Source organism: Microbacterium sp. (assembly GCF_031178445.1).
In the GTDB taxonomy this organism is placed as follows: Bacteria; Actinomycetota; Actinomycetes; order Actinomycetales; family Microbacteriaceae; genus Microbacterium.
The window spans coordinates 120,363-134,048 of sequence record NZ_JAPSIY010000008.1; the positions used below are offsets into that span (position 1 = coordinate 120,363).

Here is a 13,686-nt window from a genome sequence, read left to right on the forward strand (position 1 = left end):
GAGGCTGGAAGTACACCAGTCACCGTCCTCAGATCTCGATGAACCCGGGGGACGACGTTGGCCCGCTCGTTCAGTGTGATGGTTCTCTCGCGGCGAGAGCCGGCTATCGGGTGCCGCTCTCGCTCGAGGGAGCGGTGCTTGTGGCGGATGCTCCTGCGGCGACCTCGTCGGTCGGAGGCTCGCTCACGTCGACGTAATCGCTGGGATTGTCCTGCGATTGTACATCGTCGCCGGCCGGCAGCCGCCCCGGTACGTACGGCGACGGCTCGACGCCGGTGTGGCGACGCGTCTGCACGATGAGGATCACGATTCCGACGATCACGCCGATGATCGCGGCCCAGACGTTGCTGCGAAGGCCGAGGATGACCTCGCTGGGGTCGATGCGGATCGACTCCCAGAGGATGCGCCCCGCGCTGTACCAGATCAGGTAGACGGCGAACAGTCGGCCCCACTGGAAGTACAGCTTGCGGCTCAGCCAGAGGAGCACGAGCACGCCGAGACCGTTCCAGACGACCTCATACAGGAAGGTCGGGTGGAACAGCGTCCCCTCCTCGAGGCCGGCGGGGAAGGCGGGGTTGGTCGACTCGATCTCGAGACCCCACGGCAGATCGGTCGGGAGGCCGAAAAGCTCGTGGTTGAACCAGTTGCCGAAGCGGCCCATCGCCTGCGCGAGCAGCAGTCCCGGCGCGAGGGCGTCGGCGAACGTCCAGAAGCGGATGCCGGTCCAGCGGCATCCGAGCCAGGCGCCCACCGCACCTCCGAGGAGGGCACCGAAGATGGCGATGCCGCCCTCCCAGATCGCCCAGACCGAACCCGGCTCGAAGGGGTTCCAGGTGTTCTTGCCCGGACCGAAGTAGAAGTTCGGGTGGGTGAGCACGTGGAAGATGCGCGCACCGATGATCGCGATCGGAACGGCGAGGATGGCGATGTCGATCACGACCCACTTCTCGGCTCCGCGCTTGGTGAGCCGGTGGTTCGTGAGCAGCACCGCCGCGATGATGCCCGCGATGATGCACAGCGCGTAGAAGTGGATGCGGAGCGGACCGAGCTCGATGTAGCTGACCGGCGGGCTCGGGATGCTGGTGAGCACGCCCGAGAAGGTGCTGTGAAGCGCGAGGGACATGAGAGTGAGTCTAGTTTCCTGTGTCGAATCGCGCCGACGGCGTGCCGCCGGCGAGTGCTCGGGTGGTTTCGGCGAGGCGATCGAGGCCGCCGTCGCGGAGCGCCCGGACGAGCGCGGTGCCGACGATCGCGCCATCGGCGTAGTCGATGACCCCTGCGATCTGCTCGGCGGTCGAGATGCCGATGCCGACGCAGGCGCGAGCCGCTCCCCTGGCGCGAAGGCGGTCGACCAGTGTGCGCGCCGCCTGATCGAGCGCGGTTCGCTCGCCGGTGATGCCCATCGTCGAGACCGTGTAGACGAACCCGGTCGACGAGGAGATCACCAGGTCGAGGCGCTCATCGGTCGAGGTCGGTGCCGCCAGGAAGATGCGGTCGAGTCCGGTGCGCTCGCTGGCGGCGATCCACTCCCCCGCAGCTTCCGGCGTGATGTCGGGTGTGATGAGGCCTGCGCCGCCCGCGGCGAGCAGGTCGTCCGCGTAGCGGTCCACGCCGTACTGCAGTACGGGATTCCAGTAGGTCATCACCACGACGGGGACGTCGACCTGGTCGCTGATCGCCTTCACCGCGGTGAAGAGATCGCGCATCCGGAACCCGTTCGCGAGTGCCTGCTTGGTGGCCTCCTGGATGATGGCGCCGTCCATCACCGGGTCGGAGTACGGCGGGCCGAGCTCGATGATGTCCACGCCGTTGCGCGCGAGGGTGACGGCGGCCTGGATGCTGGTCTCGAGGTCGGGGAACCCGACGGGAAGATAGCCGATGAACGCGCCGCGACCTTCGGACTGCGCGCGAGCGATCGCGGCCTCGACGCGCGTCATCCGGCGTTCTCCTCGTCGTACAGGTGGAAGTAGCGGGCAGCGGTGTCCATGTCCTTGTCTCCACGGCCCGAGAGGCACACGGCGATGATGCCCTCAGGGCCGAGCTCGCGGCCGAGGCGCACGGCCCCTGCGAGGGCGTGCGCCGACTCGATCGCGGGAATGATGCCCTCGGTGCGGCTGAGCAGGCGCAGCGCCTGCATGGCCTCGTCGTCGGTGGCCGGGACGTACTCGGCGCGACCGATGTCGGCCAGCCAGGAGTGCTCAGGGCCGACCCCGGGATAGTCCAGGCCCGCGGAGATCGAGTGCGACTCGGTGGTCTGACCGTCTTCGTCCTGCAGCACGTAGGTCCGTGCTCCGTGCAGCACGCCGGGCCGACCGCGCTCGATCGACGCCGCGTGCCTCGGAGTGTCGACACCGTCGCCGGCGGCCTCGACGCCGTATAGCTTCACCGCGTCGTCGTCGAGGAAGGCGTCGAACATGCCGATGGCGTTGGACCCTCCGCCGACGCAGGCCACGACTGCATCCGGGAGGCGCCCGGCCTCGGCGAGCAGCTGCTCGCGGGCCTCCTCTCCGATGATCTTCTGGAAGTCGCGCACCATGGCGGGGAACGGATGCGGACCCGCCGCGGTGCCGAAGATGTAGTTGGTGGTCTCGACGGCCGCGACCCAGTCGCGGTAGGCGTCGTTGATGGCGTCCTTCAGGGTGCGCGACCCCGTCGTCACCGCGACGACCTCAGCACCCAGCAGTCGCATGCGCGCGACATTCAGCGCCTGCCGCTCGGTGTCCACCTCGCCCATGTAGATCGTGCAGTCGAGCCCGAACAGCGCGGCCGCGGTGGCGGTGGCGACGCCGTGCTGACCCGCTCCGGTCTCAGCGATCACGCGGGTCTTGCCGAGGCGTTTGGTGAGCAGTGCCTGCCCGAGCACGTTGTTGATCTTGTGCGACCCCGTGTGATTGAGGTCCTCACGCTTGAGGAAGACGCGCGCGCCACCGGCGTGCTCGGCGAAGCGAGGCACCTCGGTGATCGGAGACGGGCGCCCGGCGTAGGAGTGCAGCAGGCTCGCGAGCTCGGAGCGGAACGCCGGGTCAGCGATCGCGTCCTCGTATGCGGCCGTGAGCTCGTCGATCGCTGCGATCAGTGATTCCGGCATGTAACGGCCGCCGAAGTCGCCGAAGAACGGCCCGTGCTGGTCGCGAAGACTCACTTCGATTCCTTCCGTGCTCGCACCGGGGTCGAGCCTGCTTCGAGGAAGCCGTGCAGGGTGGTCACCGGGTCTCCCGTGACCAGCGCCTCGCCGATGAGGACCACGTCGGCTCCGGCTTCGCGGTAGCGACGCACGTCCTCGGGGGCGAGCACGGCCGACTCGGCGATGCGGATCGCGCTGTCGGGGATGCGGTCCGACAGCGTCGCGAACAGATCGCGGTCGAGTTCGAGTGTCTTCAGGTTCCGGGCGTTCACGCCGATCAGCGTGGCACCCAGGTCGACCGCCAGTTCCAGCTCCTCGGCGGAGTGGGTCTCGACCAGGGGCGTCATTCCCAGCTGCAGGATCAGGGCGTGCAGTTCCGCCAGCACGCGTGGCTCCAGGCCGGCGACGATCAGCAGGGCGAGATCCGCTCCCGCCGCCCGTGCCTCGAACACCTGGTACGGCGTGGCGATGAAGTCCTTGCGCAGCACCGGCACGTCGACTCGGGCGGTGACGGCCTCGAGATCGGCCAGACTGCCGCCGAAACGGCGCTCCTCTGTCAGCACGCTGATCGCGGACGCTCCGCCCTGCTCGTACAGCGAGGCCTGCAGCGCGGGATCGGGGATCTCGGCGAGGGCGCCTCGCGACGGACTCGCCCGCTTGACCTCGGCGATGATCTTAACCCGGTCTGCGGGTGCGAGCGCCGCGAGTGCGTCTCGCGCCGCGGGGCGGGAGAGCGCGTCGCGCTCCACGTCGGCCAGAGGGCGGGTCAGCGCCCGTCGTTCGGCGTCTTCGACAGCGCCGGCCGTCAGGTCGGCGAGGACCATCAGTGCGCCTTCGGCGAGTACTTCGGGCCCTTCACTCCGTAGCCGGCCTTCGCGAGCACCACGCCCACGATGGCGCCGACCACGACGACGGCAGCCGAGATCCACACGAGCACCGGCTGCTCGAGGCAGAAGAACACGGTGCCGGCCGTGAAGCCGATCAGCATGATCACAACGGCCGTCCAGGCAGCAGGCGAGTGTCCGTGTCCGGGGTCGGCGATCGGGTTGGCCATGTTCTCCTCCAGGAAGCTCAGCGTCGGGTTCAGTCTATCGGGGTCAGTTCGTCGGGTCGGCGCCGTGGGACAGCTCGTCCCAGGAGTCGACCGGATCCAGGGGGCCGCTGGTGTGGTCGTGTGTCGCGCTCGCGGCCCGGTAGCGGCGCGCGCCGGCCTTCCAGCGGCGCGCTGTGGTCAGCACGAAGACGGATGCCAAAAACAGCACCAGCCAGCAGATCACGGCGACCACGGGCCAGGTCGAGGGCTCGATCCGGTCGACGATGCCTTCGACGGTTCGCTCGCCGGCGAGCCCGGTCGCCTCCGTGACGGTCGAGGCGACCGCCGAGAGCGGCGGGTCGGCGAGCAGGGGGATCGTACCGATCGTCAGGACGAGTGCTGCCCCCGCGCCCAGCGCGGCGATGACGTACCGCAGCACGACACCCGCAATCGCGAGCGCGGCGCCGAGAGCCAGTGCGGCCAGCGACAGCGGAGCGAGCAGCGCGATGGCGTCGGCACCCGGCACGGCGAGCGGGTCGCCGGCGTCGGAGCGGTGCACGGTCAGCCAGGTCTGAGTCGAGGAGATGATCCCCACTCCGCCGGCGAGCAGAAAGCCCAGCACGGCGATGCTCCGCGCCCTCCGGAGCATCCTCATGACTCGCCGGCCTGCAGGGTCAGCTCCCGGCCGTCGAAACAGGTTCGGGTGCCGGTGTGACACGCTGCGCCGTGCTGGTCGACGGCGAGCAGGATCGTGTCGCCGTCGCAGTCGACGGAGACGCCGTGCACCTCCTGCGTGTTGCCCGAGGTGTCGCCCTTGCGCCAGTACTCCTGCCGTGAGCGCGACCAGTACACAGCCCGCCCTCCGCTGAGCGTACGACGCAGCGCCTCGGCATCCATCCACGCGAGCATGAGCACCTCGCGCGTGTCGAACTGCTGCACCACTACCGGCGCGAGGCCGTCGGCGTTCCAGGCGACCCGTGCGATGTCGTCGTCGAGGGTGCTCATCGCACCACCACCCCGGCGTCGCGCAGGGCATCCTTCACGTCGCCGACGGTGAGCTGTCCGCTGTGGAAGACGCTGGCGGCGAGCACGGCATCCGCGCCGGCGTCGATGGCCGGGGCGAAGTGCTCGACGGCGCCGGCACCTCCGGAGGCGATCACGGGGACCGACGACACCTCCCGCATGAGCTGCACGAGCTCGAGGTCGAATCCGTCCTTCGTGCCGTCCGCGTCGATCGAGTTGACCAGCAGCTCGCCCGCACCGCGGGCGATCGCCTCGCGCGCCCAGTCCAGCGCGTCCAGCGTCGTCTCAGTGCGCCCGCCGTGGGTGGTCACGACGAAACCCGAATCGGTGCCGCTCGCGCGCTTGACGTCGAGTGACAGCACGAGCACCTGAGCGCCGAACCGGTCGGCGATCTCGTCGATGAGCGATGGCCGTGCGATGGCGGCGGAGTTCACGCCGACCTTGTCGGCACCGACCGAAAGCAGCCGAGCGACGTCGTCGACGCCACGCACTCCGCCGCCGACGGTCAACGGCACGAACACCTGCTCGGCGGTGCGCTGCACGACATCGTAGGTTGTGGCTCTGGCGTCGACCGTCGCGGTGACATCGAGGAACGTGATCTCGTCGGCGCCCTGCGCCGCATAGTGCGAGGCCAGTTCGACGGGGTCGCCCATGTCGCGCAGGTCCTTGAAGTTCACGCCCTTCACCACGCGCCCGGCGGCGACGTCGAGACAGGGGATGACGCGGGCCGCGAGTGCCATCAGAGCCTCGCCGCGTGGATCTCGGTGACGAGGATGGCCCGCGCGCCGAGCGCGTACAGGTCGTCCATCACCCGGTTCATGCCGCGGCGCGGGATCATCACCCGCACCGCCACCCAGCCGGCGTCGCGCAGCGGTGAGATCGTCGCGGACTCGCGTCCTGGTGAGATCTTCACGGCCTCGTCGACGAGTTCGGCCGGGAGATCGTAGTCGAGCAGCACGTACTGACGCGCGACCATGACGCCGCGCAACCGGCGCAGCAGCGTGTCGGTGCCCTCGGGGTCGCCGGGGCGGCTGATCAGCACCGCCTCCGACTCGATGATCACCGGTCCGAAGATCTCCAGCCCCGCCTGGCGCAGCGTGGTGCCGGTCTCGACGACGTCGGCGATCACGTCGGCGACGCCGAGGCGCACGGCCGACTCCACGGCGCCATCGAGCGGGACCAGCTCGGCATGAACGCCGTGCTCGCGCAGGAAGTCGTCGACCAGGCCCGGGTAGGCCGAGGCGACGCGCACGCCGTGCAGCTCTTCGATCGAGCCGAACCGCCCGGGAGGACCCGCGAAGCGGAAGGTCGAGCGCGCGAAACCGAGCTGCTCGATCTCACGGGCGTCCTCCTGTCGCACATCGCGCAGCAGATCGCGTCCGGTGATGCCGACGTCGAGGGCGCCCGAGGCGACGTAGGTGGCGATGTCGCGCGGGCGGAGGTAGAAGAACTCGACGTCGTTGTCGGCGTCGACGACGTGCAGGGTCTTGGCATCGCGTCGACCGGAGTAGCCGGCCTCCGCGAGCATGTCGGCGGCGGTCTCTGAGAGCGAGCCCTTGTTCGGAACGGCGATGCGGAGCATGAGGGTCTTTCGGATCGAGCGGTCTGGGACGGGACGCGTCACAGATGTCGGTAGACGTCCTCCAGGCTCAGACCCTTGGCGAGCATCATCACCTGCAGGTGGTAGAGCAGCTGCGAAATCTCCTCGGCGGCATTCTCATTTGACTCGTACTCGGCGGCCATCCACACCTCGGCGGCCTCTTCGACGATCTTCTTGCCGATCGCGTGCACGCCGCGGTCCAGCTGCGCCACGGTCCCCGACCCCTCGGGGCGGGTGCGCGCGGTCTCCTCGAGTTCGGCGAACAGCTCGTCGAATGTCTTCACGATTCCAGGCTAGCCGCTCTCGCGCGCTCCCGGAGCCGGGTGACGGCCGCCGCCACGTCGTCCGCGCCGTAGACGGCGGACCCGGCGACGAACGTGTCGGCGCCGGCCTGGGCCGCCTGGGCGATGGTGGCGTCGGAGATTCCCCCGTCGACCTGCAGCCAGACGTCCGAACCGCGGCGACGGGCCTCGTCACGCAGTGCGCGCAGCTTCGGCATGGTCTCGGGCATGAAGCCCTGCCCCCCGAAACCGGGCTCCACCGTCATCACCAGGATCTGGTCGAACTCGTCGAGGATGCCGTACAGCGCCTCCCCCGCGGTCCCCGGCTTGATTGCGACTCCCGCGCGGGCCCCGATGCCCCGAAGCCGCCGTGCCAGCGCCACCGGATCGGCCGCCGCCTCGAGATGGAAGGTGACGCTGGCCGCGCCCAGCTCCGCATATCCCGGTGCCCACCGGTCGGGGTCGGTGATCATGAGGTGCACGTCGAGCGGGATGTGACTGGTCTCCTGGATCCGCTCGACCATCTGCGGGCCGAAGGTCAGGTTCGGCACGAAGTGGTTGTCCATCACGTCGATGTGGGCGAAGTCCGCCGTCACGATGCGTGCCAGCTCGGACTGCATGTTCACGAAGTCGGCGGCCAGGATGCTGGGATTGATGCGCGGCGCCTCGGGCAGCCCTGCGACGCGGTTCACGGAGCCGTTCATGGTGTCATCCTTCCGTCGTGCGGCGCTGCAGCAGCGCCAGGAACATGGCGTCGGTGCCATGACGGTGCGGCCAGAGCTGCACGCGTCCGCCGTCGCCTGCCAGGTCGATCGGCGAGACGGCCACCTCGTCGACGACAGCCTTGGCGTCGAGCTCCACGAGGTCGCCGCGGCGACGCAGCACCTCCTCCACCACCCCGTTCGTCTCGGCGAGGTGCGGCGAGCACGTGACGTAGGCGACGATGCCGCCCGGTGCGAGCGCGTCGACGGCGGAGTCCAGCAGCTGGGTCTGCAGCTCGACGAGCTCGGCGACGTCCGAGGGAGACTTACGCCAGCGGGCCTCGGGGCGGCGGCGCAGGGCACCGAGACCGGTGCACGGCGCGTCGACGAGGATGCGGTCGTATGCGCCGGGATGCTGCGCGGCGAACGCGCGACCGTCCTGCTCGTGCACGGGCACATCGATGGGCAGCGGACGCACGGCATTGCGGACCAGCCCCGCTCGTGCCTGCACGAGCTCGTTCGCCTCGAGCTGGGCGCCGCCCCCGTGAGCGAGGGCGCCGAGCAGTGCGGTCTTGCCGCCCGGCCCCGCGCACAGATCCAGCCACCGCTCCCCCTGCCGCACCGGCGCGGCGGAAGCGAGGGCGAGCGCCACCAGCTGCGAACCCTCGTCCTGGACGCGCACAGCGCCCCCGGCGCGAGCGAGCACCTGACGAGGATCACCGCCCGGCGACGCGAACGCGGTGGGTGCATAGGGACGCGCGGGGTCTCCACGCTCGGCGAGCCCGGGCAACGCGACCAGGGTGACCTCCGGCGAGACGTTGTCGGCCTCGAGGAGGGCGTCGAGCTCATCGGCGCGTCCCTCGGCGGCCAGGGAGCGTCGCAGGGCGCGGATGACCCACACCGGGTGCGCGGTGCGCAGCGCGAGCCTCTCATCGTCGGACCGGGCGGTCTGCTCGATCCGCTGCTGCCACACCTCGGGAGTGTCCCTGCCGATGCGGCGGAGCACGGCGTTCGCGAAGCCCGATGCCCCTCTTCCGACCTCGGATGCGACCAGGTTCACCGCCTCGTTCACGGCTGCGTGCGGGGCGACGCGGGTGGCCAGCAGCTGATGCGCGCCCAGGCGCAGAGCGTCGAGCACCGCGGGGTCGATCTGGTCGACGGGGCGGCCTGCCGCGACAGCGATCACCGCGTCGTAGCTGCCCCTACGGCGCAGGGTCCCGTAGGTCAGCTCGGTCGCGAGGGCGGCGTCCTGCGCCCCCAGCCCCGCCTCCCCGATCAGTGTCGGCAGCAGCAGGTTCGCGTAGGCGTCCGATGCGGAGACGGCCCTGAGCACGTCGTACGCCACCCAGCGCGCTGCCTGCACCTTACGCGAGCGCGACGCGGGCCGCGCATCGCCGTCCGCGCGCCGGCCGTCGCGCGGCGCCCCGTGCGAACTCATGCCTCGTCCTTCCCGGCTCCGAGCACGACGGTATCGCCGGCGCGCAGGCCGCGCCACCAGTCGGTCGCCGCCATCGCTCCCCTGCCTGCCGGCTGCACGCGGGTCACCGCGAGCGGAGATGTGGCCGTGCCGACCAGCAGGGCCTTCCTGTCGACGCGAACGTGACCGGGCTCGAGAGGGCTCGCCTCCGACGGGGCCGCGGCGAGCACTTTCAGCCGTTCACCGCCGACCGTGGTGTGGGCTCCGGGTTCGGGAGTGGCGCCGCGGAACCGGGCGAAGACCTCCGCGAGCGGCCGACTCCAGTCGAGAAGGCCGTCCTGCAGGGTGAGCTTGGGAGCGAGCGTCGGCTCGCCCTCCTGCGGGGCGGCGACCGCCGTACCTTCCGCGATGCCGGCGACGACGTCCCGCGTCACCGCCGCGCCTTCCACCGCGAGTCTCTCGAGCACGTCGTCCGCGGTGGCGTGCGACGGAACCTCTACCACCCTGGAGGCGAACAGATCACCGGCGTCCAGCGCTGGCACCAGCTGGAAGACGCTGACACCCGTCTCGGTGTCGCCGGCTATGAGCGCACGCTGCACTGGTGCGGCGCCGCGCCATCGCGGCAGCAGGGAGAAGTGCAGGTTGATCCAGCCGTGCGCCGGAGCAGAGAGAAGCGGTTCGCGCACCAGGCCTCCGTAGGCGACGATGACGCCCAGCTCGGCACGCAGCGCGGTGATGCGCGCTGCAGCGTCGTCGTCGAGGCGCGTGGCCTTGATGACGGGCAGTCCGAGCTCTTCCGCGGCGGCGGCCACCGGGGAGGGCGTGAGCACCCGCTTGCGTCCGAGCGGCGCGTCGGGTCGGGTGACGACCGCGGCGACCTCGTGCGCGGCGGTGAGGGCGCGCAAAGTGGGCACCGCGACGGCGGGGGTCCCGGCGAAGACGAGGCGCATGAAGGTACTCCGGAAGGTCGGGTGTCAGATGTCTGGTTCGAGGATATCCAGATGCACCGAGAGCGACACACGGGGACGTCCCCTGCCCCTCCGGCTCTGCGCGGCATCCGCCACGACCTCGGCGCGCAGCGCCGCAGCCACAGCGTTGCCCTGCGCATAGCCGAAGCGCACGAGGGCCCTGACGCGCCCATCATCGCCGTCAAGAGGAACAGGGCCGAGCACCGCGTCCCCCGCAATGCCGAGCGGCTTGAGGGCGTCCAGCGCGCGCCTCACGGATGCCGGAATCCCCTCGACCTGAGCGACGCGCGCGGTCGGCGGCATGTGCAGCGGAGCGCGTGCGTCCAGCTCGCCTCGCGCGTACGCGGAGTGGCTCCATGTCGCGAGCGCCTTCGCGACCGGACCGTTCACGCCGACGAGGTGCACGGGGGCGCCCGGCGCCGCGAGGGCCGCCGCGTTCGACCACCAGCGCAGGCAGGACTCGCCGATGCGCAGCTCCGGCGCCTGCAACATCCGCGCGCCGTCGAGCAGGATCACCGCCCTGTAGCCGCCCCCTGCCAGGGGCTCCGCGCCGCGTGTGGCGACGACGAGCGCCGGCTTGTCATCGACGTGCTGCAGAGGGTGCGCTCCGTCCGAGACGATCACCCTGACGCCGGGGAACGCCCGTCCCAGCTCGTCGGCTGTGCGTTCAGTGCCCGACGAGGCGAGACGCACCTGCGTCGACGAGCACTCCCCGCAGTGCCACGAGTTCGCCGACCGGCCGCACCAGCCGCACACCGGGACGGCGCCGCGGCGACGCGCGCCGAGAGGTCCGCCGCAGTGCGCGCAGCGTGCAGGATTCCTGCACTGCGCGCACACCAGCGTCGGCGCGAACCCCGGCCGTGCCACCTGCACCAGGACGGGGCCCTCCATCGCCGCCGCGCGGGCTGCTGCGAAAGCGCTCGACGGCACGCGCTGAGTTGTGTGCTCGAGCTCCTGCGGAGTGCTCAGCAACACCCTCGGCAGGGTGCGTCTGGCGGCGGTGACGTCGGTCAGCCACCCATGTTGCACGAGTCGCTCGGTCTCGCTGGTGCGAGTGTGACCGACCAGCAGCAGCGCGCTGCCCTCCTGCTCCTGCCGCACCAGGGCGGCGTCGCGGGCGTGCACGTACGGCGCCAGAGGCTCGGCGAGGAGAGGATCCCCGTCGTCCCAGAGCGCGATCAGGCCGGCGTTCACCGGCGAGTAGACGGCCGAGCGGTTGCCGATCACGACGCATGGCGCGGCGTCGAGAGTGCGCAGGAACGCCCGATACCGATCGGGATTGGGCTGGCGGGCATCGAGGCGCACGAGCGCGTCGGCGGGCAGCAGCCGCTGCAGAGCGGTCAGCAGCAGCTCCTGATCGCGGTAGTCCGGCACCGCGAGGATGCTGGAGCGCCCCTCGGCGAGCATCGTCGTGGCGGCGGAGGCCAGCAGGTGCGTCCAGTGCGGCAGCCCCGCGTCCAGACCCGGCACTGCTTCCACGGCGGCGCGGCCGCCCTCGTCCAGCTGCTCGAGCAGGCCGCCGTACTGCGCGAGCACCCCGCGAGCCGAACCGACCGACGCGGCATCGGGTCGCGGTGCCGCCTCGACGGCACGCCAGGCCTTCTCGACCCTTACCTGCCTTTTGGGGATCACCAGTCGCAGGATGTCCGACGCGGCGCCGGCCGCGCGGTCGGCGGTCCTGCGCGCGAGGCGGTACAGCCTGTCCGGCAGCACCTGCACGCTCGACACCACCGCCTCGATCTCGGAGAGCGTGCGCGCGGCGTCCTGCTCCTCGTCGATCTCGACGATGTAGCCGTCGATCACGCGTCCCGCCGTGCGCAGCGGTGCTTTGACACGCACACCGCTGGGCACCTCTCCGAACGCTTCAGGAAGCACGTAGTCGAACAGGCGGTCCAACTGCGGCAGTGGCGAGTCGATGAGCACACGCGCGATGCGCCGGCCCCCGGCGGTCATGTCCGCCTCAGAGCCCGGCTGCGCGGCGCAGGTCCTCGGCGCGGTCCGTGCGCTCCCACGTGAAGTCGGGCAGATCGCGACCGAAGTGGCCGTACGCGGCGGTCTGGGCGTAGATCGGGCGCAGCAGGTCGAGCTCCTCGATGATCGCCTGCGGTCGCAGGTCGAAGACCTCGGTGATCGCCTGGGTGATCGTCTCCTCCGACACGCGTCCGGTCCCGAACGTCTCGACGTAGAGGCCGACGGGCCTGGCGACCCCGATCGCATACGCGACCTGCACCTCAGCGCGGTCGGCGAGCCCGGCGGCGACGACGTTCTTGGCCACCCAGCGCATCGCGTAGGCGCCGGAGCGATCGACCTTCGACGGGTCCTTGCCGCTGAACGCACCGCCGCCGTGGCGCGCGGCCCCGCCGTACGTATCGATGATGATCTTGCGTCCCGTCAGCCCGGCATCACCCTTCGGACCGCCCGTGACGAAGGGGCCGGCGGGGTTGATGTAGTACTTCAGGTCATCCGCGAGGTCCAGACCGGTCTGTGCGAGCACCGGCCCGATGACCTTCTCGCGCACGAGCTCCTTGAGCTCGTCCTGCGAGACGTCGGGGTGATGCTGCGTCGACAGCACCACGGCATCCACGGTCTTCGGAGTGAATCCGTCGTAGCCGAGCGTCACCTGCGTCTTGCCGTCAGGGCGCAGGAACGCGAGTTCGCCGGAGCGCCGCACCTCCGTGAGGCGCTCGGCGATCCGGTGGGCGGTCCACGCCGCCATCGGCATGAGCTGGGGGGTCTCGTTGGTCGCGAAGCCGAACATGATGCCCTGGTCGCCGGCGCCGAGCTCGTCGCGCGGGTCGGTCGAGCCGCCGTCGCGCTGCTCCTGCGCCAGATCCACGCCGTGCGCGATGTCTGAAGACTGCTCCCCCACCGACACGCTCACGCCGCAGGAGGAGCCGTCGAAGCCTGTGTCGCTGGACGTGTACCCGATGCCGTTGACGACGTCGCGCACGATGGTGGGGATGTCGACGTACCCTTCGGTGCGGATCTCTCCCGCGACGTGGACCAGACCGGTGGTCACGAGCGTTTCGACGGCGACCCGCGAACCTCGATCGACGGCGAGCAGACCGTCGAGGATGCTGTCCGAGATCTGGTCGCAGATCTTGTCGGGGTGGCCTTCGGTGACGGACTCGGACGTGAACAGGCGCAGCGCGCTCATCGATGCTCCAACGGTCGGGTTCAGGCGGAGCCGGTGGGCTCGACGCCAGTGTGCAGGAAGCCGCCGACATCCGTTGTCGGACGTCGGCGGCTCACGGTGCGGGTGTCACTCGGCGTGACGGATGCGAAGCTTGTCTTCGTTGATCTCGTGCAGCGCGATGGTGAGCGGCTTGTCCTCGACGGAGGAATCGACGAGCGGGCCGACGTTGTCGAACAGGTTGCCCTCGTGCAGATCGGAGTAATAGTCGTTGATCTGGCGGGCGCGCTTCGACGCGTAGATCACGAGCTCGTACTTCGACTCGACGCGGTCGAGCAGGTTGTCGATCGGCGGATCGATGATGCCCTGGTTGGTTCCGGCCATGGTGGACCTCCTGATCAGGCGA

General features: G+C 70.3%; 16 protein-coding genes. All 16 read right to left on the reverse strand.

Features of this window, described 5'->3' with window-relative positions; translation table 11 throughout:
• Positions 1-103: 103 nt before the first annotated feature.
• Positions 104-1,123 carry a prolipoprotein diacylglyceryl transferase gene (gene lgt, locus RIN43_RS12450; RefSeq protein ID WP_309129238.1) on the reverse strand — a complete coding sequence of 340 codons (1,020 nt, stop codon included), beginning with the start codon at positions 1,121-1,123 and terminating at the stop codon, positions 104-106.
• Between the two features lie 10 nt (positions 1,124-1,133).
• The gene (trpA, locus tag RIN43_RS12455; RefSeq protein WP_309129239.1) at positions 1,134-1,937 is read right to left on the reverse strand and encodes a tryptophan synthase subunit alpha; all 804 of its coding nucleotides are present in this window, start codon (positions 1,935-1,937) and stop codon (positions 1,134-1,136) included.
• Positions 1,934-3,142 carry a tryptophan synthase subunit beta gene (trpB, locus tag RIN43_RS12460; RefSeq protein WP_309129240.1) on the reverse strand — a complete coding sequence of 403 codons (1,209 nt, stop codon included), beginning with the start codon at positions 3,140-3,142 and terminating at the stop codon, positions 1,934-1,936. Before trpB ends, trpA begins: the two co-directional genes overlap by 4 nt.
• Positions 3,139-3,948, reverse strand: coding sequence for an indole-3-glycerol phosphate synthase TrpC (gene trpC / locus RIN43_RS12465; protein WP_309129241.1), 810 nt, complete (start codon positions 3,946-3,948; stop codon positions 3,139-3,141). Before trpC ends, trpB begins: the two co-directional genes overlap by 4 nt.
• The gene (locus tag RIN43_RS12470) at positions 3,948-4,178 is read right to left on the reverse strand and encodes a DUF6704 family protein (protein ID WP_309129242.1); all 231 of its coding nucleotides are present in this window, start codon (positions 4,176-4,178) and stop codon (positions 3,948-3,950) included. The genes trpC and RIN43_RS12470 overlap by 1 nt, the downstream gene beginning before the upstream one ends.
• A 43-nt stretch (positions 4,179-4,221) precedes the next feature.
• Positions 4,222-4,812 (reverse strand): Trp biosynthesis-associated membrane protein, encoded by a 591-nt coding sequence (locus RIN43_RS12475; protein WP_309129243.1) that lies wholly within the window; start codon positions 4,810-4,812, stop codon positions 4,222-4,224.
• The gene (gene hisI / locus RIN43_RS12480) at positions 4,809-5,162 is read right to left on the reverse strand and encodes a phosphoribosyl-AMP cyclohydrolase (RefSeq protein ID WP_309129244.1); all 354 of its coding nucleotides are present in this window, start codon (positions 5,160-5,162) and stop codon (positions 4,809-4,811) included. The genes RIN43_RS12475 and hisI overlap by 4 nt, the downstream gene beginning before the upstream one ends.
• The gene (hisF, locus tag RIN43_RS12485; RefSeq protein WP_309129245.1) at positions 5,159-5,920 is read right to left on the reverse strand and encodes an imidazole glycerol phosphate synthase subunit HisF; all 762 of its coding nucleotides are present in this window, start codon (positions 5,918-5,920) and stop codon (positions 5,159-5,161) included. The genes hisI and hisF overlap by 4 nt, the downstream gene beginning before the upstream one ends.
• Positions 5,920-6,762 (reverse strand): ATP phosphoribosyltransferase, encoded by an 843-nt coding sequence (hisG, locus tag RIN43_RS12490; protein ID WP_309129246.1) that lies wholly within the window; start codon positions 6,760-6,762, stop codon positions 5,920-5,922. The genes hisF and hisG overlap by 1 nt, the downstream gene beginning before the upstream one ends.
• Before the next feature lie 38 nt (positions 6,763-6,800).
• On the reverse strand, positions 6,801-7,064 hold the full coding sequence (locus tag RIN43_RS12495; protein ID WP_309129247.1) for a phosphoribosyl-ATP diphosphatase: 264 nt from the start codon (positions 7,062-7,064) through the stop codon (positions 6,801-6,803).
• Positions 7,061-7,765 carry a ribulose-phosphate 3-epimerase gene (gene rpe, locus RIN43_RS12500; protein ID WP_309129248.1) on the reverse strand — a complete coding sequence of 235 codons (705 nt, stop codon included), beginning with the start codon at positions 7,763-7,765 and terminating at the stop codon, positions 7,061-7,063. The genes RIN43_RS12495 and rpe overlap by 4 nt, the downstream gene beginning before the upstream one ends.
• Before the next feature lie 4 nt (positions 7,766-7,769).
• Complete coding sequence (locus RIN43_RS12505) at positions 7,770-9,200, reverse strand: transcription antitermination factor NusB (protein ID WP_309129249.1); 1,431 nt, start codon at positions 9,198-9,200, stop codon at positions 7,770-7,772.
• Positions 9,197-10,129: a methionyl-tRNA formyltransferase gene (gene fmt, locus RIN43_RS12510; protein WP_309129250.1), complete on the reverse strand. Its 933-nt coding sequence runs from the start codon at positions 10,127-10,129 to the stop codon at positions 9,197-9,199. Before fmt ends, RIN43_RS12505 begins: the two co-directional genes overlap by 4 nt.
• Before the next feature lie 24 nt (positions 10,130-10,153).
• Positions 10,154-12,100, reverse strand: coding sequence for a primosomal protein N' (locus RIN43_RS12515; RefSeq protein ID WP_309129251.1), 1,947 nt, complete (start codon positions 12,098-12,100; stop codon positions 10,154-10,156).
• A gap of 7 nt (positions 12,101-12,107) precedes the next feature.
• Positions 12,108-13,304, reverse strand: coding sequence for a methionine adenosyltransferase (gene metK, locus RIN43_RS12520; RefSeq protein ID WP_309129252.1), 1,197 nt, complete (start codon positions 13,302-13,304; stop codon positions 12,108-12,110).
• A gap of 105 nt (positions 13,305-13,409) precedes the next feature.
• A complete protein-coding gene (gene rpoZ / locus RIN43_RS12525) occupies positions 13,410-13,664 on the reverse strand; it encodes a DNA-directed RNA polymerase subunit omega (RefSeq protein ID WP_309129253.1) in 255 nt (84 codons plus the stop codon).
• Positions 13,665-13,686 lie beyond the last annotated feature (22 nt).